The 23286-nt window shown below is 60.8% G+C and carries 27 protein-coding genes; 15 read left to right on the forward strand and 12 right to left on the reverse strand.

The features are described 5' to 3' along the window. Positions 1–117 precede the first annotated feature (117 nt). The 6 genes from Q1A89_RS03755 (at position 118) to Q1A89_RS03780 (ending at position 5544) form a co-directional block, all read left to right on the forward strand. Positions 118–678: a F0F1 ATP synthase subunit delta gene (locus Q1A89_RS03755; protein ID WP_299723984.1), complete on the forward strand. Its 561-nt coding sequence runs from the start codon at positions 118–120 to the stop codon at positions 676–678. Further along, entirely contained in the window at positions 679–2220 is a 1542-nt protein-coding gene (atpA, locus tag Q1A89_RS03760) for a F0F1 ATP synthase subunit alpha (RefSeq protein WP_299723986.1), read from the forward strand. Between the two features lie 15 nt (positions 2221–2235). Beyond that, positions 2236–3108 (forward strand): F0F1 ATP synthase subunit gamma, encoded by an 873-nt coding sequence (locus Q1A89_RS03765; RefSeq protein ID WP_299723988.1) that lies wholly within the window; start codon positions 2236–2238, stop codon positions 3106–3108. Between the two features lie 18 nt (positions 3109–3126). Continuing rightward, positions 3127–4551 carry a F0F1 ATP synthase subunit beta gene (atpD, locus tag Q1A89_RS03770; RefSeq protein WP_299723990.1) on the forward strand — a complete coding sequence of 475 codons (1425 nt, stop codon included), beginning with the start codon at positions 3127–3129 and terminating at the stop codon, positions 4549–4551. A gap of 94 nt (positions 4552–4645) precedes the next feature. Then, positions 4646–5071, forward strand: a complete 426-nt coding sequence (locus tag Q1A89_RS03775) for a F0F1 ATP synthase subunit epsilon (protein ID WP_299723992.1) — start codon at positions 4646–4648, stop codon at positions 5069–5071. A gap of 122 nt (positions 5072–5193) precedes the next feature. Next, positions 5194–5544, forward strand: coding sequence for an H-type lectin domain-containing protein (locus Q1A89_RS03780; RefSeq protein WP_299723994.1), 351 nt, complete (start codon positions 5194–5196; stop codon positions 5542–5544). Between the two features lie 64 nt (positions 5545–5608). Here the strand turns inward: Q1A89_RS03780 and Q1A89_RS03785 are convergent, their stop codons facing one another. From Q1A89_RS03785 to Q1A89_RS03795, 3 genes are read right to left on the reverse strand one after another with little or no spacing between them, the layout of a single operon-like run. Further along, complete coding sequence (locus tag Q1A89_RS03785) at positions 5609–6337, reverse strand: amino acid ABC transporter ATP-binding protein (RefSeq protein ID WP_299723997.1); 729 nt, start codon at positions 6335–6337, stop codon at positions 5609–5611. Beyond that, positions 6324–7136 carry an amino acid ABC transporter permease gene (locus Q1A89_RS03790; protein WP_299724000.1) on the reverse strand — a complete coding sequence of 271 codons (813 nt, stop codon included), beginning with the start codon at positions 7134–7136 and terminating at the stop codon, positions 6324–6326. Before Q1A89_RS03790 ends, Q1A89_RS03785 begins: the two co-directional genes overlap by 14 nt. After that, positions 7133–7948: an ABC transporter substrate-binding protein gene (locus Q1A89_RS03795; RefSeq protein WP_299724003.1), complete on the reverse strand. Its 816-nt coding sequence runs from the start codon at positions 7946–7948 to the stop codon at positions 7133–7135. The genes Q1A89_RS03790 and Q1A89_RS03795 overlap by 4 nt, the downstream gene beginning before the upstream one ends. Before the next feature lie 211 nt (positions 7949–8159). On the opposite strand from Q1A89_RS03795, the gene Q1A89_RS03800 reads away from it, so the two are divergent. After that, positions 8160–8930: a class I SAM-dependent methyltransferase gene (locus Q1A89_RS03800; RefSeq protein ID WP_299724006.1), complete on the forward strand. Its 771-nt coding sequence runs from the start codon at positions 8160–8162 to the stop codon at positions 8928–8930. Between the two features lie 10 nt (positions 8931–8940). Here Q1A89_RS03800 and Q1A89_RS03805 read toward each other — a convergent pair whose 3' ends face one another. After that, positions 8941–9960, reverse strand: coding sequence for a ribose-phosphate pyrophosphokinase (locus tag Q1A89_RS03805; RefSeq protein WP_299724009.1), 1020 nt, complete (start codon positions 9958–9960; stop codon positions 8941–8943). Positions 9961–10065: 105 nt separating this feature from the next. On the opposite strand from Q1A89_RS03805, the gene Q1A89_RS03810 reads away from it, so the two are divergent. Together Q1A89_RS03810 and Q1A89_RS03815 are read left to right on the forward strand one after the other, a co-directional pair. Beyond that, positions 10066–10665 (forward strand): 2-hydroxychromene-2-carboxylate isomerase, encoded by a 600-nt coding sequence (locus tag Q1A89_RS03810; RefSeq protein WP_299726073.1) that lies wholly within the window; start codon positions 10066–10068, stop codon positions 10663–10665. Continuing rightward, entirely contained in the window at positions 10662–11459 is a 798-nt protein-coding gene (locus Q1A89_RS03815) for an alpha/beta fold hydrolase (RefSeq protein ID WP_299724012.1), read from the forward strand. Before Q1A89_RS03810 ends, Q1A89_RS03815 begins: the two co-directional genes overlap by 4 nt. Here Q1A89_RS03815 and Q1A89_RS03820 read toward each other — a convergent pair. The 5 genes from Q1A89_RS03820 to Q1A89_RS03840 all read right to left on the reverse strand — a co-directional run bounded on the left by Q1A89_RS03820 (position 11456) and on the right by Q1A89_RS03840 (position 15453). Continuing rightward, positions 11456–11926: a YcgN family cysteine cluster protein gene (locus Q1A89_RS03820; RefSeq protein ID WP_299724015.1), complete on the reverse strand. Its 471-nt coding sequence runs from the start codon at positions 11924–11926 to the stop codon at positions 11456–11458. The genes Q1A89_RS03815 and Q1A89_RS03820 overlap by 4 nt on opposite strands. Then, positions 11923–12855: a bifunctional riboflavin kinase/FAD synthetase gene (locus Q1A89_RS03825; RefSeq protein WP_299724018.1), complete on the reverse strand. Its 933-nt coding sequence runs from the start codon at positions 12853–12855 to the stop codon at positions 11923–11925. The genes Q1A89_RS03820 and Q1A89_RS03825 overlap by 4 nt, the downstream gene beginning before the upstream one ends. A 145-nt stretch (positions 12856–13000) precedes the next feature. Further along, positions 13001–13444: a MaoC family dehydratase gene (locus tag Q1A89_RS03830; protein WP_299724021.1), complete on the reverse strand. Its 444-nt coding sequence runs from the start codon at positions 13442–13444 to the stop codon at positions 13001–13003. 89 nt (positions 13445–13533) lie between these two features. After that, a complete protein-coding gene (locus tag Q1A89_RS03835; RefSeq protein WP_299724024.1) occupies positions 13534–14406 on the reverse strand; it encodes a TIGR01459 family HAD-type hydrolase in 873 nt (290 codons plus the stop codon). A 126-nt stretch (positions 14407–14532) separates the two neighbouring features. Next, positions 14533–15453 carry a manganese-dependent inorganic pyrophosphatase gene (locus Q1A89_RS03840; RefSeq protein ID WP_299724027.1) on the reverse strand — a complete coding sequence of 307 codons (921 nt, stop codon included), beginning with the start codon at positions 15451–15453 and terminating at the stop codon, positions 14533–14535. A gap of 561 nt (positions 15454–16014) precedes the next feature. Here Q1A89_RS03840 and Q1A89_RS03845 point away from each other — a divergent pair. Continuing rightward, positions 16015–16689, forward strand: coding sequence for a DUF2161 family putative PD-(D/E)XK-type phosphodiesterase (locus Q1A89_RS03845; RefSeq protein ID WP_299724030.1), 675 nt, complete (start codon positions 16015–16017; stop codon positions 16687–16689). Between the two features lie 45 nt (positions 16690–16734). On the opposite strand, the gene Q1A89_RS03850 is transcribed toward Q1A89_RS03845, so the two are convergent. Both Q1A89_RS03850 and Q1A89_RS03855 read right to left on the reverse strand, forming a co-directional pair. Then, entirely contained in the window at positions 16735–17229 is a 495-nt protein-coding gene (locus Q1A89_RS03850) for a hypothetical protein (protein ID WP_299724033.1), read from the reverse strand. Positions 17230–17292: 63 nt separating this feature from the next. Continuing rightward, a complete protein-coding gene (locus Q1A89_RS03855) occupies positions 17293–17574 on the reverse strand; it encodes a PepSY domain-containing protein (RefSeq protein WP_299724036.1) in 282 nt (93 codons plus the stop codon). 292 nt (positions 17575–17866) lie between these two features. Here Q1A89_RS03855 and Q1A89_RS03860 point away from each other — a divergent pair, with 292 nt between their 5' ends. From Q1A89_RS03860 to Q1A89_RS03880, 5 genes are all read left to right on the forward strand, one after another. Continuing rightward, entirely contained in the window at positions 17867–18154 is a 288-nt protein-coding gene (locus Q1A89_RS03860) for a co-chaperone GroES (RefSeq protein ID WP_299724039.1), read from the forward strand. Positions 18155–18206: 52 nt separating this feature from the next. Further along, the gene (gene groL, locus Q1A89_RS03865) at positions 18207–19850 is read left to right on the forward strand and encodes a chaperonin GroEL (protein ID WP_299724042.1); all 1644 of its coding nucleotides are present in this window, start codon (positions 18207–18209) and stop codon (positions 19848–19850) included. 508 nt (positions 19851–20358) lie between these two features. Then, complete coding sequence (locus Q1A89_RS03870) at positions 20359–21096, forward strand: VPLPA-CTERM sorting domain-containing protein (RefSeq protein ID WP_299724045.1); 738 nt, start codon at positions 20359–20361, stop codon at positions 21094–21096. Positions 21097–21279: 183 nt separating this feature from the next. Then, positions 21280–21882 (forward strand): hypothetical protein, encoded by a 603-nt coding sequence (locus tag Q1A89_RS03875; RefSeq protein WP_299724048.1) that lies wholly within the window; start codon positions 21280–21282, stop codon positions 21880–21882. 83 nt (positions 21883–21965) lie between these two features. Continuing rightward, positions 21966–22814, forward strand: a complete 849-nt coding sequence (locus Q1A89_RS03880; protein WP_299724051.1) for a DMT family transporter — start codon at positions 21966–21968, stop codon at positions 22812–22814. Here the strand turns inward: Q1A89_RS03880 and Q1A89_RS03885 are convergent. Continuing rightward, positions 22780–23232, reverse strand: coding sequence for an NUDIX hydrolase (locus Q1A89_RS03885; protein WP_299724054.1), 453 nt, complete (start codon positions 23230–23232; stop codon positions 22780–22782). The genes Q1A89_RS03880 and Q1A89_RS03885 overlap by 35 nt on opposite strands. Positions 23233–23286 lie beyond the last annotated feature (54 nt).

Below are 23286 nucleotides of genomic sequence, written 5' to 3' on the forward strand. Positions count from 1 at the left end.
CACCCTCTGCTACATCCCCCCTGATTTCCTCGCTCGGGGGTTCCTTGAGCGTACCAACACCCCCGTGCCGCGCTATGTCGTGGGTTCAACCGGGGCCAAGACATCGAAAGGGTGGACGTGTCCGAACCAGCTTCGATCTCCACAGGCATTGCTGCGCGCTATGCCACTGCTGTCTACGAGCTTGCCAAAGACGCGGGCGACGTCAAAAGCCTTGAGGGCGATCTGGCGACCCTGACATCGGCCATGGCCGACAGTGCGGACTTCAACGCGCTGATCCATTCGCCGCTTTACAGCCGTGATGAACAGCGCGCGGCGGTGTCCGCCATCGCCAAAAAGGCGGGTCTGACAAACGTGATGAGCAACACTTTGGCCCTGATGGCCGACAAGCGACGCTTGTTTGTTGTACCCCATCTGGTGCAGGCTTTGCGGGCCGCCATCGCCGAAGACAAGGGCGAGGTCACCGCAGATGTGACATCTGCCAAGGCGCTGACCAAAGCGCAAAGCGAACAACTCGCCAAGACGCTCAAGGCCCGCATGGGCAAGGACGTCTCTATTAATGCATCCGTCGATGAAAGCCTCATCGGCGGATTAATCGTAAAAGTGGGCTCGAAGATGATCGACACGTCGATCCGCTCCAAGCTCGCTTCCCTCCAGAATGCAATGAAAGAGGTCGGATAAATGGGTATCCAAGCAGCAGAAATTTCTGCAATCCTGAAAGACCAGATCAAGAACTTTGGTCAGGAAGCAGAAGTGGCCGAAGTGGGCCGCGTTTTGTCGGTGGGCGATGGTATTGCCCGTGTGTATGGCCTCGACAATGTCCAAGCCGGTGAGATGGTTGAATTCCCCGGTGGCATTCAGGGCATGGCGCTGAACCTCGAAACCGACAACGTCGGTGTGGTGATCTTCGGCTCTGACCGGGACATCAAGGAAGGCGACACCGTCAAGCGCACCAACTCGATTGTGGACGTGCCTGTCGGCAATGAGCTGCTGGGCCGCGTTGTGGACGGTCTGGGCAACCCGCTTGACGGCAAAGGCCCGATCGGCGCGAAACAGCGTTCGGTTGCGGACGTCAAAGCCCCCGGCATCATCCCACGTAAATCAGTGCATGAACCCATGGCGACCGGCCTCAAGGCTGTGGATGCGATGATCCCGATTGGCCGTGGCCAGCGCGAACTGATCATTGGTGACCGTCAGACCGGCAAAACCGCCGTGGCGCTCGACGCAATCCTGAACCAGAAATCCTATAACGATGCCGCAGGTGACGATGAGTCCAAGAAGCTCTACTGCGTCTACGTCGCCGTGGGCCAAAAGCGTTCGACCGTGGCGCAGCTGGTGAAGAAGCTCGAAGAATCCGGCGCGATTGAATATTCGATTATTGTGGCCGCGACCGCGTCCGACCCGGCGCCAATGCAGTTCCTCGCGCCATATGCGGCGACCTCGATGGCGGAATTCTTCCGCGACAATGGCCGCCACGCGCTGATCGTTTATGATGACCTGTCCAAACAGGCTGTGTCCTATCGTCAGATGTCGCTGCTGTTGCGTCGCCCACCGGGCCGCGAAGCCTATCCTGGCGACGTTTTCTATCTGCACTCCCGCCTGCTGGAGCGTTCGGCCAAGCTGAACGAAGACAATGGCGCGGGCTCGCTGACGGCGCTGCCGATCATTGAAACCCAAGGCGGCGACGTGTCGGCCTTTATCCCGACCAACGTGATTTCGATCACGGACGGCCAGATTTTCCTTGAAACCGAACTGTTCTATCAGGGCATCCGTCCTGCGGTGAACACCGGTCTGTCGGTGTCTCGCGTTGGTTCGTCGGCGCAAACAGACGCGATGTCGTCCGTGGCTGGTCCGGTGAAACTGTCGCTTGCGCAGTATCGTGAAATGGCAGCCTTTGCCCAGTTTGGTTCGGACCTTGATGCCGCCACACAGCAGCTGCTGAACCGTGGTGCGCGCCTGACCGAGCTGATGAAACAGCCGCAATACGCGCCGCTGACCAACGCGGAAATCGTTTGCGTCATCTTTGCGGGCACCAACGGCTATCTCGACAAGCTGCCTGTCGGCGACGTGGGCAAGTTCGAAGCGGGTCTGCTCAAGTTCCTGCGCAGCCAGAAGACGGACTTCCTCAACTGGATTGCGAACGACGACCCCAAGTTCAAGTCCGGTGAGAACGTCGACAAGATGAAGGCGGTTCTTGACGAGTTCGCTTCGACCTTCGCGTAAATTGGAGGTCGGGCAATGCCAAATCTCAAGGACCTGAAAAACAGGATCGCGTCGGTCAAATCGACGCGAAAAATCACCAAGGCCATGCAGATGGTTGCGGCGGCAAAACTGCGCCGTGCCCAAGAGGCCGCCGAACAGTCGCGCCCTTATACAGAGCGGTTTCTGGCCGTGATGGCGGGCCTGTCTTCGGCTGCCGAAGGATCTGACAGCGCGCCCAAACTGCTGTCGGGCACCGGGTCGGACCAGGTGCATATGCTGGTTGTCATGACGTCCGAACGGGGTCTGTGCGGCGGGTTCAACACGAACATCGTCAAACTGGCCAAGTCGCACGCGACCAAGCTGCAGGGCCAGGGCAAGACCGTGAAAATCCTGACCGTCGGCAAAAAGGGGCGCGATCAGCTCAAGCGCGACTTTGGCGACTTGCTGGTGGGTCACGTGGACATGAGCGACGTCAAGCGGATGAGCTATGGTGACGCCCAGGGTGTGGCCAAAAACGTGCTTGGCCGCTTTGACGACGGCGAATTCGACGTCGCGACCATCTTTTTCGGCAAGTTCCAGAACGTCGTGACGCAAATCCCGACGGCGCAGCAGATCATCCCTTTCGCGGTGCCGGAAGGCTACGAGGCCTCCGAGACGCTCTATGACTACGAACCCGACGAAGAGGCGATCCTCGCCGATCTTCTGCCCCGGGCCGTGGCCACGGCGATCTTTGCCGCGCTGCTCGAAAATGCGGCGTCCGAACAGGGCGCGCGGATGTCGGCAATGGACAACGCCACGCGCAATGCGGGTGACATGATCGACCAGCTGACCATCGAATATAACCGATCGCGTCAGGCCGTCATCACGAATGAGCTGATCGAAATCATTTCCGGCGCGGAAGCGCTGTAAGACAACCGGAGACAAAACATGGCAAATGCTAAAGGCAAGATCACCCAAGTCATCGGGGCTGTCTGCGACGTACAGTTCGATGATCACCTGCCGGAGATCCTGAACGCGCTGACCACCGACAACCACGGCAACAAGCTGGTGTTGGAAGTGGCCCAGCACCTTGGTGAAAACACGGTGCGCTGCATCGCGATGGACTCCTCCGAGGGTCTGGTGCGCGGTCAGGAAGTTGTGGACACCGATGGCCCCATCATGGTGCCCGTGGGCCCCAAGACATTGGGCCGCATTCTGAACGTCGTGGGTGAGCCGGTGGACGAAGGTGGCCCCGTGGGCGCCGAAGAATTCCGCCCCATTCATGCCGACGCCCCCGCTTTTGCGGAACAGTCCACCGAATCCGAAGTGCTGGTCACCGGCATTAAAGTGGTTGACCTGCTGGCCCCTTATTCCAAGGGCGGCAAGATTGGCCTCTTTGGCGGTGCCGGTGTGGGCAAGACCGTTCTGATCATGGAACTGATCAACAACATCGCCAAGGTGCACTCGGGCTATTCCGTGTTCGCCGGTGTGGGGGAACGGACCCGTGAAGGGAACGACCTGTATCACGAGATGATCGAATCCAACGTGATCAAGCCCGACAACCTCGAAGAAAGCCAGGTTGCTCTGGTTTATGGCCAGATGAACGAACCTCCTGGAGCGCGTGCCCGTGTGGCCCTGACGGGTCTGACACTGGCCGAACAGTTCCGCGATGCCTCGGGCACGGACGTTCTGTTCTTTGTCGACAACATCTTCCGCTTTACCCAAGCGGGTTCCGAAGTGTCGGCCTTGCTGGGTCGTATTCCTTCGGCGGTGGGTTACCAGCCAACACTGGCGACCGACATGGGCCAGATGCAGGAACGGATCACCTCGACCAAATCCGGGTCTATCACCTCGATCCAGGCCGTCTACGTGCCTGCGGATGACTTGACCGACCCTGCGCCCGCGACCACCTTTGCCCACCTTGATGCGACAACCGTTCTGTCCCGTGCGATTTCCGAGCTGGGCATCTATCCGGCCGTGGACCCGCTCGACAGCTCGTCGCGTCTGATGGACCCGCAGATTGTGGGTGAAGAGCACTATCAGGTGGCCAGCGACGTCCAGCAGATCCTGCAGCGCTACAAATCGCTGCAAGACATCATCGCGATCCTCGGAATGGACGAACTCAGCGAAGAGGACAAGCTGACCGTGTCGCGCGCCCGCAAGATCCAGCGCTTCCTGAGCCAGCCCTTTGACGTGGCCAAAGTGTTTACCGGCTCCGACGGCATTCAGGTGCCACTGGAAGACACCATCGCGTCGTTCAAGGCGGTTGTGGCCGGTGAGTACGACCACCTGCCCGAAGGTGCGTTCTATATGGTTGGCGGCATCGCGGACGTGATCGCCAAGGCCGAGAAAATGGCCGCCGACGCGGCCTAAGCTGCAGGGCGGGGGAGACCCCCGCCTTACAGGCCAACGGATGCTCCGGGCGTAAGGTGGGGTTTCACCCCACCGCCCAGATGAGGAGAAGAAGATGCAATTTGATCTGGTATCCCCAGAACGCGAGCTGGCCTCGATGGAGGCGGCGGCGGTTCAGATCCCCGGTGCGGATGGCGACATGACCGTCATGGCCGACCACGCGCCCACTATCACCACGCTGCGTCCCGGTCTGCTGCGGGTCGAGGCCAGTGGCAGCACCCATGAATATGTCGTGACCGGCGGGTTTGCCGAGATCAACGCCCAGGGCGTGTCGGTTCTGGCCGAACGCGCCGTGGCCCGTGGTGACATGACCCAGGACGAGATGGACGCCATGTGCGACGAGGCGCAGGACGTCTACAACCGCGCCAAGCAGGCCGCGGCCAACGAACCCGGCCCGGTCGATGATGCGGTCAAGCTGATGGCGGACATGGTGGCCGTCGGCTCCGAAATCGGGTTGAACACCAAACAGCCGAGCTTGTAATTCCGCGCGGGCTGGCTCAATTTCAAAGGCTCTGCCGCTGGCAGGGCCTTTTTCATTTCTCCGGACCCAAAATTGCCCTTATTTTTCTGTAAAAGTTCTCAATCCATTGAGACACCGACCCTATGAAGCGACTTGAAAACCACCTGATCGGCATCGACCAAGGCGACGAAATCCTGTTTTCCGACTTTCAGGACGGGGGCGAGATGTGGACCGGACGCGGGCAGCGCGAACGCCGCCGCAGGGTTTTGTTTTCCGAAGAATTCCGCGCGCCGCCCAACGTGCATGTGTCGATTTCGATGTGGGATGTGGACACCAAGACGGCCCTGCGCGCCGATGTCGCGGCCGAAGAGATCGACGCTGCCGGGTTTGATCTGGTGTTTCGCACATGGGGCGACACCCGTGTTGCGCGCGTGCGCGTCGCCTGGATCGCGATGGGTGAAATGCCCGAATCCGACGAGTGGGACATTTACTGATACCGAGGCGCCCGCGACGTACCGGCCCTTCGGGGAGAGTTTATTTCGCCAAGTGAAGATCGGATCAGCGCAGGACCGAGGCGAGGAATTGTTTTGTGCGCTTCCGTGTGGGGCTGGAAAAGATCACGTCCGGTGATCCTTCTTCGGCGATCACGCCTTTGTCCATGAAACAGATGCGATCGGCCAGTTCGCGCGCGAACCCCATTTCGTGGGTGGCCAGCACCATGGTCATGCCGTCATCGCGCAACTGGCGCAATACATCCAGCACTTCACCCACCAGCTCGGGATCAAGGGCCGAAGTGATCTCATCAAACAGCATCGTGTGCGGGCGCATCGCCAGCGCCCGGATCACCGCCACCCGCTGTTGTTGCCCGCCTGACAGTTGGTCGGGGTATTTGCTTATGTGTGTGGCGAGCCCAAAGCGGGTGAACAGCTCTTCGATCCGCACGCGTGCATCCTCGCCCAGCACCCGGCGCGGGGCGAGGGCGACGTTGTCATAGGCGGTCATATGCGGAAACAGGTTGAAGCTTTGGAACACGATGCCGATCTGCTGGCGCACGGGGCCAAGGTCAAAGCCGGGCTCGGCGATGTCGACGCCATCAAGGCGGACCTCGCCATCGTCCACGGGTTCCAGTCCGTTCATGCAGCGCAGAAGGGTGGATTTTCCGGACCCCGAGGCACCGATGAGGCAGACCATTTCGCCCGGCGCGACGCTCAGGTCGATCCCGTGCAGCACCTGCACGTCCCCAAAGCTTTTGGTCACACCGCGCAAAGCCAGCCTAGGTTCGGGCATCACGGTCCCTGTTCATCAGATAATCCGCATAGCGGGTCGCAGGCACGGTCACGCAGAGGAAGATGACAGCGGCCACGACGTAAGGCGTGAAGTTGGCCAGCAGGCTTTTGAAGATGCCAGCCTGGCGCAGGATTTCGACCGGTCCGATGAAGGAGAGCAGGGCCACGTCCTTTTGCAGTGCGACCAGCATGTTCATGTTGGCGGGCACCACGCGCCGGATGGCTTGCGGCAGGATGACGTAGCGCATCGTGTCCCGCTCGCTCAGTCCCAGACAAATGGCGGCGTTGCGTTGGCTGGCGTGGATGCTTTCGATGCCGGAGCGCAGCACCTCGGCCACATAGGCCGAATAGGTCAGCACCAGCGCGACGGTGCCCCAGATGTAAGGCGAATTCCACGGGCGCGGCAGGCCGAGGCCGGGAATGCCGAAGCCCACGAGATAGACCAGTAGCACCACCGGAATGCCGCGAAACAGATCGACGTAGATCGCCCCGAAGATGCGCATGGGAAACAGCACCGGTGCGCGGGCACCACGGGCAAGCGCAATGGCCAGACCCAGCACCATGATCAGTGGAACGGACCATGCAAAGATGGCGATGTTGATCAGGAAGGCGCGGGCGAGATCGGGAAAGGTGCGCGCGAAAATCTCGCCGTCAAAGAAAGAGGATTTGACCGCTGCCCATCCCGGCGCAAGGGGCACAAGCAACACCAAAAGGCCCAGCACGACGAGCGTACTGGCCCCGGCAAGCAAGTTGGCCCGGCGGCGTTGCCGGGCCTCGTAGGCAGCGCGGCGTGTACTCACTTGATCAGGGGCACTCCGACGGCGTCCTGCAGCCACTCGGCCTCGATGGCGGCCAGTTTGCCGCTGTCGGTGAGCGCGGCTAGGGCCTCGTCGACGCAGGGCTTGAGCGCTGATCCTTCGAGCATCAGCGCGCCGAACTGGTCCGGGCTTTCGGCCGCCGATGGGTCGAACTGGCCCAGCACCACACCGTTGTCCATCAGCACGGCGGCGGTGAAGAGGGCGGTGGGCAGATCGAACAGGGCCGCATCAATCTGGCCCGCCTGCATGGCGGCGGTGATGTTGGCATTGTCGTCATAAACCAGCGGCGACTGGTCGGGCTGGATTTTCTCCATCACGACCGGAAGGGCGGTGGTGGAGGCAACGACCCCCCATTTCATCCCCTTGAGGCTGTCCATGGTTGGGGTGGCCCCACCCTCGACCGCCTCGACGGTGGTCATCACGGCCTGCGGTGCGGTGTAGTAGGGGGCCGAGAAATCAACCACCCGGTCGCGGTCTGCGGTGATCGAGAACTGCTGCATGTTCAGGTCGAAATCCTTGGCACCGGGCTGGATTGCCTCGTCAAAGGAAGTGCGCACCCATGTGACGTTCTCGGCGGCAAATCCCATCTCTTCGGCCAGCGCATAGGCTACGGCGGCCTCGAACCCCTGGCCTGCTTCGGGGGCGTCGTCGATCACCCATGGGTAATAGGCCGGGTTGCCGGTGGCGATGGTCAGCGTGCCGTCGGTCAGGGTCTTTCCTGCCGCGCAATGGCTGGCGGCAAAAGCCCCGGTGGCGGTCAGCGTCAGAATGGTGGCAGTCAGAATGGTCTTCATCGTTGATCTCCCCAAGTGTTTTGCCGCGATCATCGGCAAAGGTCTGGGGTGAGTCCAGCCTATTGTGTAGGCGACCCGGAGGGAGAGGGTACTGCGAGACGTGCGTGGTGGCATGACGTGCATCCAGCCCCCGGTTTGGCCATGTCGGTGTTGTCTGCACGCTGGGTATCTGTGCTAAACTCGGGCGCACTCAAACGCGAAAGAGGGCGCAATGGCACGCGAATACCTGTCGATCAACAAGGATGTTTGGAACGCGGATGCGGCCAATTGGGTCGACTTTGCGCGCAACCGATGGGCGCTTGAGAGCCCGCAATGGGGCAATTGGGGCAACAGTGACGACGGCCTTGCTTTGCTGCCATCGGACATGGCGGACATGGATGCGATCGAGCTGGGTTGCGGGACGGGCTATGTCGCCCATTGGATGCACCGGCGCGGCGCGCGTGTTACGGCCATCGACATCTCGGTCGAACAGCTTGGCACGGCGCGTGGCCTCGCGGCGGAACACGGCGTGCAGATCGACTTTGTCGAAGGCAATGCCGAAGCGACGGGCCTGCCGGATGCTGCCTTTGACTTCGCGATCTCGGAATACGGGGCATCGATCTGGTGTCGTCCGGAAATCTGGTTGCGCGAGGCTTGGCGTGTGCTGCGCCCGGGGGGGCGGTTGGTGTTCCTTGGGAACCACCCGCTGTCGCTGATCTGCTCGCCGCTCAATGGCGCACCCGCAGAGCGAGCCCTGCACCGCCCCTATCGCGGGATGTGGGGTGCGGATTGGTCAGAAGTGGAGTTTGAACCGTCCGGCGTCTGTTTCAACCTGACCATGGCGGGCTGGATGGATCTATTTGCCGAGATCGGGTTTGCCGTCACCGGATATCACGAGCTTTATGCGCCCGACTGGGCGCAAGGGACGCGCGGGGCCGTGCCTGCGGACTGGGCCAAGGACTATCCTTTGGAACAGGTCTGGAAATTGCAAAAACCGGACTGAGGGTCGTGCCTCATTCGGCGGCGTACATCCCGTCATAAATCGGGCTGAGCGTTTCGGCCTCGAACAGGGACGATACCGACGTGCCGTTCCAGATGTTCAGTATCGCTTGCGCAAAGACCGGGGCCGTGGGAACGATGCGGATATTGGCCGCCTCCTTGATCGCGTCCGTCGGCTGGATGCTGTCCGTGATCACCAGCGATTTCATCACCGATTTGGTCACCCGACCGACGGCAGGGCCGGACATGACACCGTGCGAGATATAGGAATGGACCTCGTTGGCACCGTTTTCGATCAGCACTTCGGCCGCCTTGCAGAGCGTGCCTGCGGTGTCGACCATGTCATCGACGATGATGCAGGTCTTGCCCGTCACATCCCCGATCACGGTCATCTCGGCCACTTCGCCCGCCTTTTCGCGGCGTTTGTCCACGATGGCCAGCGGGGCCGCGAGACGTTTGGCCAGGTCGCGGGCCCGCGCCACGCCACCCACGTCCGGAGAGACGATCATCAACTCGTCCAGACGGCCCGCAAACTGCGTCTTGATGTCCAGCGCAAAGATCGGCGAGGCGTAAAGGTTGTCCACCGGAATATCGAAAAAGCCCTGGATCTGCGCGGCATGCAGATCCATCGTCAGCACCCGCTCGATCCCGGCCCCCACCAGCATGTTGGCCACCAGCTTGGCGCTGATCGGTGTGCGCGCCTTTGATCGGCGATCCTGCCGGGCATAGCCGAAATAGGGGATCACGGCGGTGATGCGTGCCGCCGAGGATCGGCGCAGCGCGTCACACATGATCAGAAGTTCCATCAGGTTGTCATTCGCCGGGTTCGAAGTGGGTTGGATGATGAACATATCCTCGCCCCGCACGTTCTCGAACACCTCGACAAAAATCTCGCCATCGTTGAACCGTTCGACCCGCGCATTGACCAGACCAACATTGACGCCGCGGTGCAGCGACATGCGCCGGGCAATGGCTTTGGCCAATGGCAGGTTGGCATTGCCCGAGATAATCTTGGGTTCCTGGATATTCGGCATGTCGTGTCCCCGCGCAGCACGATTTGTGACAGATTCGTGATGTTGACATCGCTTAGCACGGGCGTACCGTCGCGCGAACCCAAAGACCTCGCATCGGAGAAAGAAATGGCCCATATCGACTATTATTTTGCGACCCTGTCGCCCTACACCTACCTTGCGGGGAACCGGCTGGAAGAGGTGGCCGCAAAACACGGCGCCACCATCACTTACAAGCCGCTCGACATCATGGCGCTGTTTTCCCGCACCGGTGGAACGCCGCCCAAGGATCGCCACCCCAACCGTGTCGCGTACCGGGCGCAGGAGCTGCCCCGCCAGGCCAAGAAACTGGGGATGCCGCTGAACCTCAAGCCCGCTCATTGGCCCACCAACGCGGCACCATCTTCCTACGCGATCATTGCCGCCCAGGCGGCCGGAGGCGGCGATCTGGGCGCATTGGTCCACTCGGTGCTGCGCGCCGTCTGGTCAGAGGAAAAGGACATCGCCGAGGACGGGGTGGTCAAGGCCTGCCTTGAGGCGGCCGGGTTCGATCCATCCCTTGCCGACAGCGGCCTGCTCAGCGGTGCCGAAACCTATGCCCGCAACCTCGAAGAAGCGGTGGACAAGGGGGCCTTTGGCGCGCCGTTCTACATCGTGGACGACACGCATATGTTCTGGGGGCAGGACAAGGTCGAAGAGATTGATCTGCTGCTGTCCGGCAAGCTTTGATCCCACACATCCACCGCCGGACCTTCGGGTCCGGCCCCCGGACTGTCCTCGCCATCCACTGCTCGCTGGCCCATTCCGGCGCGTGGCGGGGGCTAGGCGCGGCCTTGGGCGATTTGGCGACCCTGCACGCCTTTGATCTGCCCTGCCATGGCCAGTCGGGGGATTGGGACGGGCAGGGGATCATGCATGATGCGGCGACGGACATGGCCCTGTCGGTGCTGGCCGACATCGGCGATGGCCCGGTCGACGTGATTGGCCATTCTTTTGGGGCCACCGTGGCCTTGCGTCTGGCCATCGAGCATCCAGAAAAACTACGTACACTCGTGATGTACGAGCCGGTCTATTTCGCACCTGTGATGGCGGATGATCCGGAATTCAGGCCTAACTATATACGCGACACCGCCCCCTTTGATGCTGCGCTGGACGCGGGCGACCGGATGGGGGCCGCGCGTGCCTTTAACGCGATCTGGGGCAATGCGGCAGGCTGGGAGGGCATCCCACAAGTCACCCGGGACTACATGGCCGCACGGATCGACTTCATCCGGGCCTCAAGCCCTTTCCTGATCGACGATTGCGCAAACCTGCTGGCGCCGGGGCGGTTTGATGCGGCCCGCATGCCCGCCTTGCTGCTGCGCGGCGCGCAATCGCGCTGGGCCGGTCCGGTCAGTCACGCCATCGCGCGGCGCCTGCCAAATGCGCGCGAGGTCAGCCTTTCAGGGGTGGGCCACATGGCCCCGATCACGCATCCCCGGATCGTTGCAGCCCCGTTGCACGACATGCTTGCCTGCAGCTAGGTCGGCTCTTCGATGATGTGATCTTCCCAGTCGTCATCGGCCACGTCGAATTCGCTATAGGTGCGTCCGCGCATCGACACCCCGGCTGCGTGCACCGTTTCAGGCGTGCCTGAAATCAACGGATGCCAATCGGCGAGGCCCTTGCCCTCATGCAACAAACGATAGGCGCAGGTCTGCGGCATCCAGTAGAGATGGCTTTCGATATTGGACGGTTTGAGCACAATGCAGTCAGGGACGAACTGATGGCGGATGTCATATTGGGCACAGCGGCAGGTCGCATCATCCAGCAACCGGCAGGCCACGCGGGTCAGGGCCACGTCGCCGCTGTCTTCGTCCTCCAGCTTGTTGAGACAGCACTTGCCGCAACCATCGCACAGCGCCTCCCACTCGGCCTCGCTCATCTGGTCAAGGCGCTTGGTTTCCCAGAACCGGGAGGCAAAGCCGCTGCGTTCAATCGGATCGCTCACAGGTCGGCCAGAATGCTGCGGGCCTGTGCGCTGTCGCGGTCCATCTGGGCAATCAATGCGTCAAGATTGTCAAATTTCTCTTCGCCGCGCAGATGCTCGATCAGACCGACAGACAGGGGTGTGCCATAGAGATCGCCCGAGAAATCAAAAACAAAGGTTTCAAGATTGGGCCGGTTTTCCCCGAACATCGGGCGTACACCCAAAGAGGCGACGCCGTGATACTGGCCCGCATGCGGCCCCTCCAGCACGTCCACCAGCACCGCATAGACGCCAAAGGCCGGGGGGTGCAGATCGTCAATCGACATATTGGCTGTCGGATATCCCAGATCGCGCCCGCGTTGTTCGCCGTGGATGACGGGGCCCTCGATCCGATGCCAGTGGCCCAGCATTGCCGCTGCATCGCGGGTGCGTCCGGAACTCAGGGCCTCGCGGATCGCGGTCGAGGACACGGTGGCCGCGCTATGCGCGATCAGGGGGGCGATGGTGACGCCAAAACCCATCTCGGCCCCAAACCGTACAAGGTCCTCTGACGTCCCGGCCCGCTTGCGGCCAAAACAGAAATCCGCTCCCACCACCACATGGGTCAGCCCCAGCCCGTCACGGATCACGCGGGCGGCAAACTCTTCCGGAGACAAGCCCGCAAGACCCGCGTTAAAGGGCAACTCATACAGACGCTCCACCCCCAGCTTGGCCAGACGGCTGGCACGTGCGGCCTGGCTCATCAGCCGAAAGGGCGGAGCGTCGGGGGCGAAATACATACGCGGATGGGGTTCAAAAGTCATCACACCCAGAGGCGCCGCAGGGGCGGCGGCGCGCGCCAGATCAATCACTGACTGATGGCCCAGATGGACACCATCGAAATTGCCGATGGCCGCACTGGCGCCGCGGTCCTCGGGCTCAACATATTGGTAATCGCGGATGATCCTCATGCGCCATGCCTAGCCGCGCCCAAGGCCAAGGGCAAGACGGCGCCCGTGGCTTCATCTGACCAAAAAATACCATGGGGGAGGCCGCAAGGCCGGGGGCAAAGCCCCCCCCAAAAAAAAACGGTGTCGCCGTCAGGCGGCCTTGGGATCAGTCGAACTTGCGCGAGGGGGCCAGCACCATGGCTTCGCCCATAAGAACCTTCTTGCCATCCACCGCGCAATGACAATCCAGCTTTACCCGGCGCTTGGCCACGTCGATGTCGATCACCTTGACCTCGGCATAGACCATGTCACCGGGGCGGACCGGGGCGAGGAACTTCAGCGATTGACCCATATAGACGGTGCCGTGACCTGGCAGCTGTTCGCCAATCACGGCCGAGATCAGACCAGCCGTCAGCATGCCATGCGCGATGCGCCCGGCAAAGATGGTGTCGCGGGCATAATCGTCATCCATGTGGACAGGATTGTGATCGGTCGAGACTTCGGCAAACAACTCGATGTCTCGGTCGGTGACCTGTTTGCGCAAATGGCGGGACATGCCCATTTCGATGTCTTCGATACAGATCGTGCCGCGGGGCAGGTTGTCCAACACGTTAAGGCTCCGGTAATTTTCTGGCGCAAACACGGCGCCTCGCGCAATCTAATTACTTTGCACGCGCAGAAAATCAAGTAAAAAGTAGGTCAGCGCAGATGCCCTATCGAAAAGGTTGGAGCGCTCTTTTCCTTTTCCAGATAGGCGCTTAGCGCGTCGGGGTCCGGCTGGGTCACGGTTTTTGTTTCGGATGCGGCCAGCCCGCCCGAGATAAAGAGCGAATCGATATCCTCACCCATGGCGCCTGCGATGTCGGTCAGGACCCCGTCGCCGATGGCCAGAATGCCTGAATCCGGCACGTCTACACCCAGCTCAAACAGGCGACGACGGGCCAGATCGTAGATCGGCGGATGGGGTTTGCCAAAGTACAAGCTTTCGCCCCCCATTTCGGTATAAAGTTGCGCCAAGGCGCCTGCGCACCACTCGCGCACCTCGCCCCGGTCCACCACGATATCCGGATTGGCACAGAGCAGTTTCAGCCCCAATTGCTTGGCCATCAGAAATTCGGGGCGCATCACATCCGGGTCCGCCATCGCATCGCGCGGACCGGTGCAGACGATCCCCTCGGCCTCTTGTAGCGGTACCATCTGAATGTTAACCGGATCCTTGATCACGCCAATGGGTTCAAAGAATTTCTCTTCACCCGGCTGGCCGATAAAAAACACCTTTTCCCCCACGATGCCGCGAAACATCGCCGCGCGGGCGCTGTCGCCAGAGGTCGCGATCGTGTCCCAGGCATCATCGGGCACACCAAAATGCACCAATTGCTTGGTCACCCCGGCACGTGGGCGGGGCGAGTTGGTGACCAGCACCACCTTGCCGCCACGCTTGCGATAGGCCTGCAGTGCTGTGACCGCCTCCGGTAGGGCGTGGACTCCGTTGTGCACGCAGCCCCACAGATCGACGAACAAGGCGTCATAACGCTCCGAAATCTCGGACAGGGCGGAAATGATCTGGGTCATGGCTTGGGCTCCCGGGGTGGCCGTGTTGGGTGGCGCGGCCACGTAAAAAGGCGGACCACAGGTCCGCCTTACGACAGCACGCCGCCATTGGAAAGTAAGGCGCTGGTGTCCTGCGCCAACCCGGTCTCAGACCTTGAGATTCGGGATGATCTGTTTCTTGCGGCTCATCACGCCTGGCAGGACGACGGTGTCGCCAGACACGGTGGCACCAAAGCTCTTTTCGGCCACACCCTTCACCCGGTCATTGGGGATCAGCATCGTCGCCTCTTCGTTCAGGATGTCGACCACGAACAGCAGCACTTCGTCCGCGCCGTCTTCCTTGGCGACATCGACCATCGACGCCATCAGGCTGTCCTTGCGATCCAGCACGATCTTGGGCGCCGTGGTTTCCAGAACCGAGACGCGGAATTCGGTGCCGTCCACAGTGTATTCCTTGCTGTCCATCCGCAGCAGTTCGGCGTCGGAAAAGGCCGACACATCCGATTTCGCCTCGAACATTTCGGCCGCATAAAGCGGGATGTCGATTCCGAGATCGCGCGCCAGATCATAGGCGATGGCCTTGTCTTCCTGCGTTGTGGTGGGCGAGCGGAATTCGAGCGTGTCGGACAGGATGCAGGACAGCATCGCGCCTTTGACCCATGCCGGGGCCTGAGCCATGTCCTTGCCGATCATCTTCCACATGATGGTGGCGGTGCAGGCCAGAGGCTCGATCCGGATGTCGATGGGGCCCTTGGTTTCCAGCCCGCCGACCAACTTGTGGTGGTCGATGATGCCGGTGATGTCGGCATCATTGATGTTGTCTGGCAATTCAGCCGGGTTGTTGGTGTCCACGATCACAACCGGCTGGTCCGCGTCCACGGATGAGATGATGCGCGGCTTGGGCAAGTCCCACTTTTTCAGAACAAAGGCCGCTTCGGTGTTGGGCTCGCCCAGCAGCACCGCCTCGGCTTCGGAGCCTTTGACCTCGTTCAGGTACCACGCCCAGATGATGGGGGAGCCGGTGGAATCGGTGTCAGGTGATTTGTGGCCAAAAACCAGGGTTGTCATGGGCAGGGCGTCCTTGCAGAGGGGAGAGATTTTGCGCCCTTATAACAAGCTGTCCTGCGGTGTCACGGGGGGCAAATGGGCCGCAGTGTCGCGCCGGGCGCGCGGTTGATCCGCGCGCACCCTCGGGTTATGATTTCGGCATCTGAAAAGGAGTGCCCTGCACATGGACAACCTGGCCTGACCGCCCACCCGATCCTGCACCACGCGATTGGTGCGCCTCGATTTCAGGAGTGATCTGACAATGGACCAGCACGGCTGACCCGCAAGCGCGGGGATCATGCGCGCGGCGTGCGCGTTTCCAGTTCTTCAGACGCGAAAGGGGCACCTCATGCCCAGAAAATCCAAACCCGCCGCAAAACGCGGCACCCATCGTCCTGCCACCAAAGCCCCAAAGGCGGCCCGGCCACCTGCGCCCGCAGCCCGACCCGCCCATCTGCGCACTCAGGTGCGGGGCGGCCGGCCGCCCCGCATTCCCGGGCGCACCGGCGGGCGCTAGGCCCTTGCATCGGGGCCGCGCGTGGGGTTTCCTCGCGTGGCCCATCCCAGTCCGGACGACGCCCCGTGAGCGCACGCGAAACCGACCTTTATCCACCCGTCAAAACCTTTCTCGAAGGGCAGGGATATGTGGTGAAATCCGAAGTGGGCGCGGCCGATGTAGTTGCAGTGCGTGGCGGCGAGCCGCCGGTGATCGTGGAACTCAAGCTCGGTTTTTCCCTCACGCTTGTGCATCAATGCGTGGCGCGGCTGTCGGTCTCGGACGAGGTCTACATGGCTGTGGCGCGGGGCAAGGGGAAACGGTTTCTGAAATCCGTGAAAGAGATGACGCGGCTATGCCGCCGTCTTGGGTTGGGTCTGATGACCGTGCGACTCAGCGACAGTCTGGTGCAGGTGCATTGCGACCCTGGGCCTTACGCGCCGCGCAAGAACACGCGCAAACAGGGCCAGTTGCTCAAGGAGTTTGCCGGACGCGTGGGCGATCCCAACGATGGCGGACAGACCCGCGTGGGTCTGATCACGGCCTATCGGCAGGATGCGCTGAAACTGGCCATGTACCTGTTTGAGGTGGGGGCCTGCAAAGGCGCGGATGTGGCGCGTGAAACCGGCATCGCACGGGCCACGACCATGATGCGCGACGACCATTATGGCTGGTTCGAAAAGGTCGAAAAAGGTGTCTATGGACTGACGCCAAAAGGGGCTGAGGCGGTGGCCTCGTCGGGCACCGTGCTTGGGGGGTAGCGGGCTTTGACACAGAGTCCGGCGCGTTTTCCGGTTTGCAGAACGTCACGCAGGGATCAGCGTGTCCGCCATGAGATCATCCAGAAACAGGCTCAGCAATTGCAACCGACCCGACACGTCGGCCTTGCGATATAGGGCCGCGCATTGCGCCTTGATCGTCCCTTGGGCCGTGTCGCGCAGTTTGGCCATTTCGGCCACGGAATAGCCTTTGATTGCGAGCACGGCGACAGCCCGTTCGGCTTCGGTCAGTTGCCATTCGCCAAAGCGAACCTCGAGCAGTTCAGCGAATGCGCCCGACGCGATTTTGAGCTGATCGGTGATCTGGTCCTGACGGCGCAGCATCTGACGCAATTCTGATCCGGTGAACACAAGCCCAAGAAACAGGGCAAGGGTCACGATCCCCTCGATCACATCACTTTCCGCCAAGGCGTTCGCATGACCCGGAGCGAACAGGTCAATCACGACGTCCATGGTGAAATAGGCACAGCAAACGGCCTGCAAGGAAAACAGGCCCCAGAGGATGATACGGCGTGATGGCATTTCAGGTCTTTCTTGGTGTTTGGCCGCCCGGGTATTCGCCGGGCAGCCACTGGTCTGTGCAGCTTAGTCGTCGCTGTTGGTTTCGTCATCCTCCGCTTCGATTTCCGTGATCAGGCCGGTGTCCATCGCGACTTCGATTTCCATCGCCACGCCGTCCAGCGTGACTTCGGCCTCGATTTCGCCGTCCTCGACTTCGATTTCTTGCACCTCGTATCCCATGCTGGTCAGGGCGGCACGCACATCCGCTTCGGTCGAGCCAAGGGACTGGCCCACATCCAGCCCGGCAAAGGCGGTAGCAGGAAAAAGAAGGGCGGTGATCAGGGCGGGTTTTGCAAAGGATGTCATGTGTTTTCTCCACTTTTCACATTGTGCCGCGTCAGTGCGGCTGGGAGTGAGGTGTGGAGCGGCCCGCCCATTCTGAATTTGACTTTTGGCCGAAACGTCGGGGCCTAGGCCGAAGGTTTACCGCGCCAAAGCGGCCTTGTTGAAAATTTTTCGCAAGCCTGCGCAGGCAAAGCGTTGACTCGCAGCGCGCAGCCGCCTAACTACGCTCCGTTATCACTCAAGCAAGGCGAGTGCTAATGGCCCCTAACTCGGGGTCTGGGAAGGAAACTTTGAGCCTTAAGGAGCTGCAAAGATGGCATTGAAACCGCTTCATGACCGCGTGCTGGTACGCCGCACGGAAAGCGAAGAGAAAACCGCTGGCGGACTTATCATCCCCGATAGCGCCAAGGAAAAGCCAAGCGAAGGCGAAATCGTGTCCGCAGGCCCCGGTGCCCGCAAGGACAGCGGTGAGCTGATCGAAATGGCCGTGAAAGCCGGCGACAAGGTGCTGTTCGGCAAATGGTCTGGCACCGAAGTCACCATCGACGGTGAAGAACTGCTGATGATGAAAGAATCCGACATCATGGGGATCATCGAGTAAGCGCACGCCGCTTCTCTGATCCCTCAACCAACATTCTCAAAGGAGAAAAATCATGGCTGCTAAGGACGTCAAGTTCAATACAGATGCCCGTAACCGCATGCTGAAAGGCGTGAACACGCTGGCAGACGCCGTCCGCGTGACTCTCGGCCCCAAGGGTCGCAACGTGGTTCTGGACAAATCCTTCGGCGCACCGCGCATCACCAAGGACGGTGTATCGGTCGCCAAGGAAATCGAACTGGAAGACAAGTTCGAGAACATGGGCGCGCAGATGGTGAAAGAAGTTGCTTCTCGCACCAATGACGAGGCCGGCGACGGCACCACAACCGCGACAGTTCTCGCTGCCGCGATCATCAAAGAAGGTATGAAATCGGTTGCCGCTGGCATGAACCCGATGGACCTCAAACGCGGCATCGATCTGGCCACAACCAAGGTTGTCGAGTCGATCAAAGCTGCCGCACGTGACGTGACCGACAGCGACGAAGTTGCCCAGGTCGGTACCATCTCTGCCAACGGTGAGGCCGAAATCGGTCGTCAGATCGCCGATGCGATGCAGAAAGTCGGCAACGAAGGTGTGATCACCGTCGAAGAGAACAAAGGCCTGGAAACAGAGACCGATGTTGTCGAAGGCATGCAGTTCGACCGCGGCTACCTGTCGCCTTACTTCGTGACCAACGCAGACAAGATGACAGCCGAGCTGGAAGACTGCCTGATCCTGCTGCACGAGAAAAAACTCTCGTCGCTGCAGCCCATGGTGCCCCTGCTCGAGCAGGTGATCCAGTCGCAGAAACCCCTGCTGATCATCGCCGAAGATGTTGAGGGCGAAGCCCTTGCAACTCTGGTTGTGAACAAACTGCGCGGCGGTCTGAAAATCGCAGCTGTCAAAGCACCTGGTTTCGGCGATCGCCGCAAAGCCATGCTGCAGGACATCGGCATTCTGACCGGCGGTCAGGTGATCTCCGAAGAGCTGGGCATGAAGCTGGAATCCGTGACCATGGACATGCTGGGCACCGCCAAGCGCGTTCAGATCACCAAGGACGAAACCACTGTCATCGACGGTGCCGGTGAAAAAGCCGAGATCGAAGCGCGCGTGACACAGATCCGTGGCCAGATCGAGGAAACAACCTCCGACTACGACCGTGAAAAACTGCAAGAGCGTGTGGCCAAACTGGCTGGCGGTGTTGCCGTGATCCGCGTCGGCGGCATGTCCGAAGTCGAAGTGAAAGAGCGCAAAGACCGCGTTGACGATGCCCTGAACGCGACCCGTGCGGCCGTGCAAGAAGGTGTTGTTGTCGGTGGCGGTGTCGCCCTGATCCAGGCTGGCAAATCGCTGGACGGTCTCAAGGGTGCAAACTCTGATCAAGACGTCGGCATCACAATCGTGCGCAAGGCCATCGAAGCGCCTCTGCGTCAGATCGCCGAGAACTCGGGCGTTGACGGGTCGGTTGTTGCGGGCAAAATCCGCGAAAGCAGCGACGTCACATTCGGCTTCAACGCACAGACCGAAGAATATGGCGACATGTTCAAGTTCGGCGTGATCGACCCTGCCAAAGTGGTGCGCACAGCGCTGCAGGACGCAGCCTCGGTTGCCGGTCTGCTGATCACTACCGAAGCGATGGTGGCCGACAAGCCTGCCAAAGAAGGCGCAGGCGCACCCGGCGGCATGCCCGACATGGGCGGCATGGGCGGCATGATGTAAACACGTTTCGCACTGCGAAACGCGCGATCCCGACCGGTGTTTGGCCTTGGTCAGGCACCGACGGGACCGACCAGAAAACATACGATCAAGGGCGTCCGATAGGGCGCCCTTTTTGCATGCGAAACGGGTCATTTTTTGCCCGCCACAGCCCCCCGAATCCGCACATGATTGATGGCTCGAAAAAGCGAATCACTTGCACGCGATTCGGGACGCCTGGGGCATTGATGTGCGAATTTCGGGAGTTTCGTTCAGAAATCCGGCACAATGCCCTATTTCTGAACGCTTTGTTGATTTGTTCGGTAAGGCCATAAAGTTATTGAGTTTTTCCGACCTGGCGTGTGACGGGCCGAATTTCGCATGCAGAAGTTGATGCTGGTTGGCGTCAAGGTCAACTATTGAGATTCGCGCGCTACGGGAATGTGGCGCCGGTATGGCATTCCAGACTCCTAAATAAGGCGAATTCTGTTAACCTTACGTTCATTAACGTTAATCAAGAGGAAATATTAAAATGAGAGCACCAATTTTTGCTGCAGTACTTGCCCTGGCATTGCCGGGTCTTGCACAGGCAGCGCCCATCACTTTCTTCGGTGAAGATATGGGTCTGGTCACATCAGTGCCTGCCGGCGGAGCCGCAGAAACAGCACGCAACAACTTTGTCGCGGCACTGGATCCTGGAGTCGGCACAGAAGACTTCGAAGGTTTCGCACAAGGAACGCTGCCGCCACTGCCATTGGTATTCCCCGTCACAAGCGGAAACGTGACGGCGACTCTGACAGGTGGATCGGCCCGTGTTGAAAACGGCGTTCCCTTTGCAGGCCGTTTCGCAACGTCAGGAAGCAACTGGGTCGAAGTTGATGGCGGCGGCGGTTTCAACATTGCCTTTACGTCGGCGATTTCGGCGTTCGGTTTCTACGGAACGGACATCGGCGACTTCGGCGGCACGTTGAGCCTCGCGCTGACAGCCGTGGGTGGCGCAGTGACCAACCTCGTCATTCCGAACTCAACCAACGCAAATGACGGCGGTGTGTTGTTCTTCGGTTTCCTTGACCTGACCGAAAGTTATACGAACATCGCGTTCTCCAATTCCAGTGGTGCCGACTTCTTCGGGTTTGACGACATGATCGTTGGCGACCTCGCACAGATCGTAAACCCACCTGCTGTGCCTCTGCCAGCCGCTGGTTGGATGCTGCTTGCCGGTCTCGGCGGCATGGGCCTGATGCGCCGCAAGCAAAAGCGCCAGAGCTGACCCACGTCATCTGAAGTTAAGACAACCGAAAGGGGCTGCCTTCTGGGCGGCCCCTTTTGTTTTTGCATCGGCGCATTCCTGCACGTCTCAAAAAATGTTGCCATTCACGCGAATTAACCTGCGCGCCTGCGTGTTTCCCTGATGAGACCAGATCAAACGGTCAATGATCGCAGGAGAGATGACATGCAAATCGCAGGAAGACACTACAAGACCAGCATCCTGGACGTTCTGAAATCACCGACCTTGCTCTCTCATTACGAGGCATTCGTGAAATCAAGGAACGCCCCCGAAACCATCGGTTTCATGCACGACTACATGGTGCTCAGACGGAACCCGCTCCAACTTTATTGGGACTACATCCACACCAACAGCCAAAAGGCCGTCAACATTTCCGGCGAGCTTCGCAAAAGGATGAACGACGCCATCCACGAACCGAAGACCGCGGAAGTGGACACGCTCCAGAAAGGGTTGGCCTTTGCCTCTGTCGAAGTCTTGCGTGTGATGGATGCCAATTTTGAAGAAGCGTTCCAGACCTCCGAACAGGCCCGCGATTTCGCCTATGCCACCATCCGCACGGATGAGAGTCTGGTGGCCGAGGCCCTTGGGATCAGGATTATGGCATCCCGGGCTGATCTGAAGACCGCCCTGATCGAATACGCCCTCGGTGACACCTGCGCCGGGCGCGCCGCTTTGAACGACGCGCTGTGCGAGGACCACCCGAAACGGCAGCCCCCAAGCACCAAGCGTCTGGATGACTGCGAAGAACTGGTTCTGAACATGTTGTGACTTTGGATGACCCGGCGCGCCACGCGCTGCGCCCGGGTCATCTGCCGCTTGTGCGCGGCTGCATCTGCGATAAGAGTGCGCCCATGCGCATTGCCCTTCTCACCACCCTCACCATGATCGCCTTTGCCGCCAATTCGGTCCTGAACCGCGTGGCAGTGGACAGCGGCGCGATTGACCCGTCCAGCTTTGCGATGATCCGCGTGCTGGCGGGCGCGGTGGCCCTGTGCATGATCCTGAGCGTGCGGGGTGGCGGGCTGCCCGTGGCAGGGCGGGGCCGTCTGCTGGGGGCTGCAAGCCTGTCGGCCTATATGATCGGCTTTTCACTGGCCTATGTCAGCCTCAATGCCGGCCTTGGGGCACTGATCCTGTTTGGCACCGTGCAGGTGGTGATGTTCGGCTGGTCGGCCCTGCGCGGGGCTGCCCCCACAGCCCGTCAGCTTGGCGGCGCCTCCGTGGCCTTTGTCGGCCTGATCCTCGCGCTTTGGCCGCGGGACGGCGCGGGCGGAGACCTCGTCGGCGCCCTTTTGATGGTCATGGCCGGGATCGGTTGGGCGATCTACACGCTGGCAGGTAAGGGCAGCGCTGATCCGCTGGCCACCACGGCGGCCAATTTTGTCGTGGCGATGCCCATGCTGCTGGTCCTGCTGGTGGGTGCGGGCCTGCACGCGGCCCCATCGGGCATTGCGCTGGCCATTGCATCCGGCGCGCTGACCTCGGGGCTGGGCTATGCGCTGTGGTATCACGTGTTGCCGCAACTGGCCGGGCAGACCGCCGCGGTTGTGCAGCTGAGCGTGCCGATCATCGCCATCGTCGCAGGCGCGCTGCTGCTGGGCGAGGCAGTGACACTCACGATCCTGATCGCCGCCGTTCTTGTGCTGGGCGGCATCGCGCTGACTGTTACCGCACCAGCGGCTCAAGCGGGTCGTAGCTGATGCCATCCTCACCAAAGGCAACCGCGGCCAGACTGTCGGGCTTGTGCGGGGTTGCGGCCAGTTCGGTGCGGGTCAACCAGCGCCGCTCGGTCACGATCTCTTCGGGATCGTTCCAGCGGTCAGGGCGCGGCGAGCCCGGCACCACGGTGCAGCGGAAATAGACATCGACCTGATGAAAGCTGCCGCCGGGGTCGTGAAACTCGTTCACAAGGCAGGGCGCGCCCACCTCGATCTCCAACCCGGTTTCCTCGCGCACTTCGCGGATCAGGTTGTCGGGCAGGCTGCTGCCCACCTCGACCCCGCCACCAGGGGCACACATCAGCGGGCTTTGCCCATCAGGCCACGCATTGACCATCAGGATGCGCCCGTCTTCGACGATGACGGCGCGAACGGCAAGGCGAGGGGATTTCGGGCGCATTCTGGACAATCTTTTCAAGAGTAACGAAACGTCCCCATTCCATAGGGCGTGCGA

Source organism: uncultured Tateyamaria sp., from assembly GCF_947503045.1.
Classification (GTDB): domain Bacteria; phylum Pseudomonadota; class Alphaproteobacteria; order Rhodobacterales; family Rhodobacteraceae; genus Tateyamaria.

Excerpts from the sequence above, each read along its gene's own strand:
- Q1A89_RS03885 (WP_299724054.1), bottom strand. The coding sequence starts at position 23,232 with ATGCGCCCGAAATCCCCTCGCCTTGCCGTTCGCGCCGTCATCGTCGAA.
- Q1A89_RS03805 (WP_299724009.1), bottom strand. The coding sequence starts at position 9,960 with ATGCCGAATATCCAGGAACCCAAGATTATCTCGGGCAATGCCAACCTG.
- Q1A89_RS03795 (WP_299724003.1), bottom strand. The coding sequence starts at position 7,948 with ATGAAGACCATTCTGACTGCCACCATTCTGACGCTGACCGCCACCGGG.
- Q1A89_RS03855 (WP_299724036.1), bottom strand. The coding sequence starts at position 17,574 with ATGACATCCTTTGCAAAACCCGCCCTGATCACCGCCCTTCTTTTTCCT.
- Q1A89_RS03825 (WP_299724018.1), bottom strand. The coding sequence starts at position 12,855 with ATGAGGATCATCCGCGATTACCAATATGTTGAGCCCGAGGACCGCGGC.
- Q1A89_RS03810 (WP_299726073.1), top strand. The coding sequence starts at position 10,066 with ATGGCCCATATCGACTATTATTTTGCGACCCTGTCGCCCTACACCTAC.
- atpD (WP_299723990.1), top strand. The coding sequence starts at position 3,127 with ATGGCAAATGCTAAAGGCAAGATCACCCAAGTCATCGGGGCTGTCTGC.
- Q1A89_RS03875 (WP_299724048.1), top strand. The coding sequence starts at position 21,280 with ATGCAAATCGCAGGAAGACACTACAAGACCAGCATCCTGGACGTTCTG.
- Q1A89_RS03835 (WP_299724024.1), bottom strand. The coding sequence starts at position 14,406 with ATGACCCAGATCATTTCCGCCCTGTCCGAGATTTCGGAGCGTTATGAC.
- Q1A89_RS03840 (WP_299724027.1), bottom strand. The coding sequence starts at position 15,453 with ATGACAACCCTGGTTTTTGGCCACAAATCACCTGACACCGATTCCACC.
- Q1A89_RS03880 (WP_299724051.1), top strand. The coding sequence starts at position 21,966 with ATGCGCATTGCCCTTCTCACCACCCTCACCATGATCGCCTTTGCCGCC.
- Q1A89_RS03775 (WP_299723992.1), top strand. The coding sequence starts at position 4,646 with ATGCAATTTGATCTGGTATCCCCAGAACGCGAGCTGGCCTCGATGGAG.
- Q1A89_RS03765 (WP_299723988.1), top strand. The coding sequence starts at position 2,236 with ATGCCAAATCTCAAGGACCTGAAAAACAGGATCGCGTCGGTCAAATCG.
- Q1A89_RS03780 (WP_299723994.1), top strand. The coding sequence starts at position 5,194 with ATGAAGCGACTTGAAAACCACCTGATCGGCATCGACCAAGGCGACGAA.
- groL (WP_299724042.1), top strand. The coding sequence starts at position 18,207 with ATGGCTGCTAAGGACGTCAAGTTCAATACAGATGCCCGTAACCGCATG.
- atpA (WP_299723986.1), top strand. The coding sequence starts at position 679 with ATGGGTATCCAAGCAGCAGAAATTTCTGCAATCCTGAAAGACCAGATC.
- Q1A89_RS03785 (WP_299723997.1), bottom strand. The coding sequence starts at position 6,337 with ATGCCCGAACCTAGGCTGGCTTTGCGCGGTGTGACCAAAAGCTTTGGG.
- Q1A89_RS03870 (WP_299724045.1), top strand. The coding sequence starts at position 20,359 with ATGAGAGCACCAATTTTTGCTGCAGTACTTGCCCTGGCATTGCCGGGT.
- Q1A89_RS03850 (WP_299724033.1), bottom strand. The coding sequence starts at position 17,229 with ATGCCATCACGCCGTATCATCCTCTGGGGCCTGTTTTCCTTGCAGGCC.
- Q1A89_RS03860 (WP_299724039.1), top strand. The coding sequence starts at position 17,867 with ATGGCATTGAAACCGCTTCATGACCGCGTGCTGGTACGCCGCACGGAA.
- Q1A89_RS03800 (WP_299724006.1), top strand. The coding sequence starts at position 8,160 with ATGGCACGCGAATACCTGTCGATCAACAAGGATGTTTGGAACGCGGAT.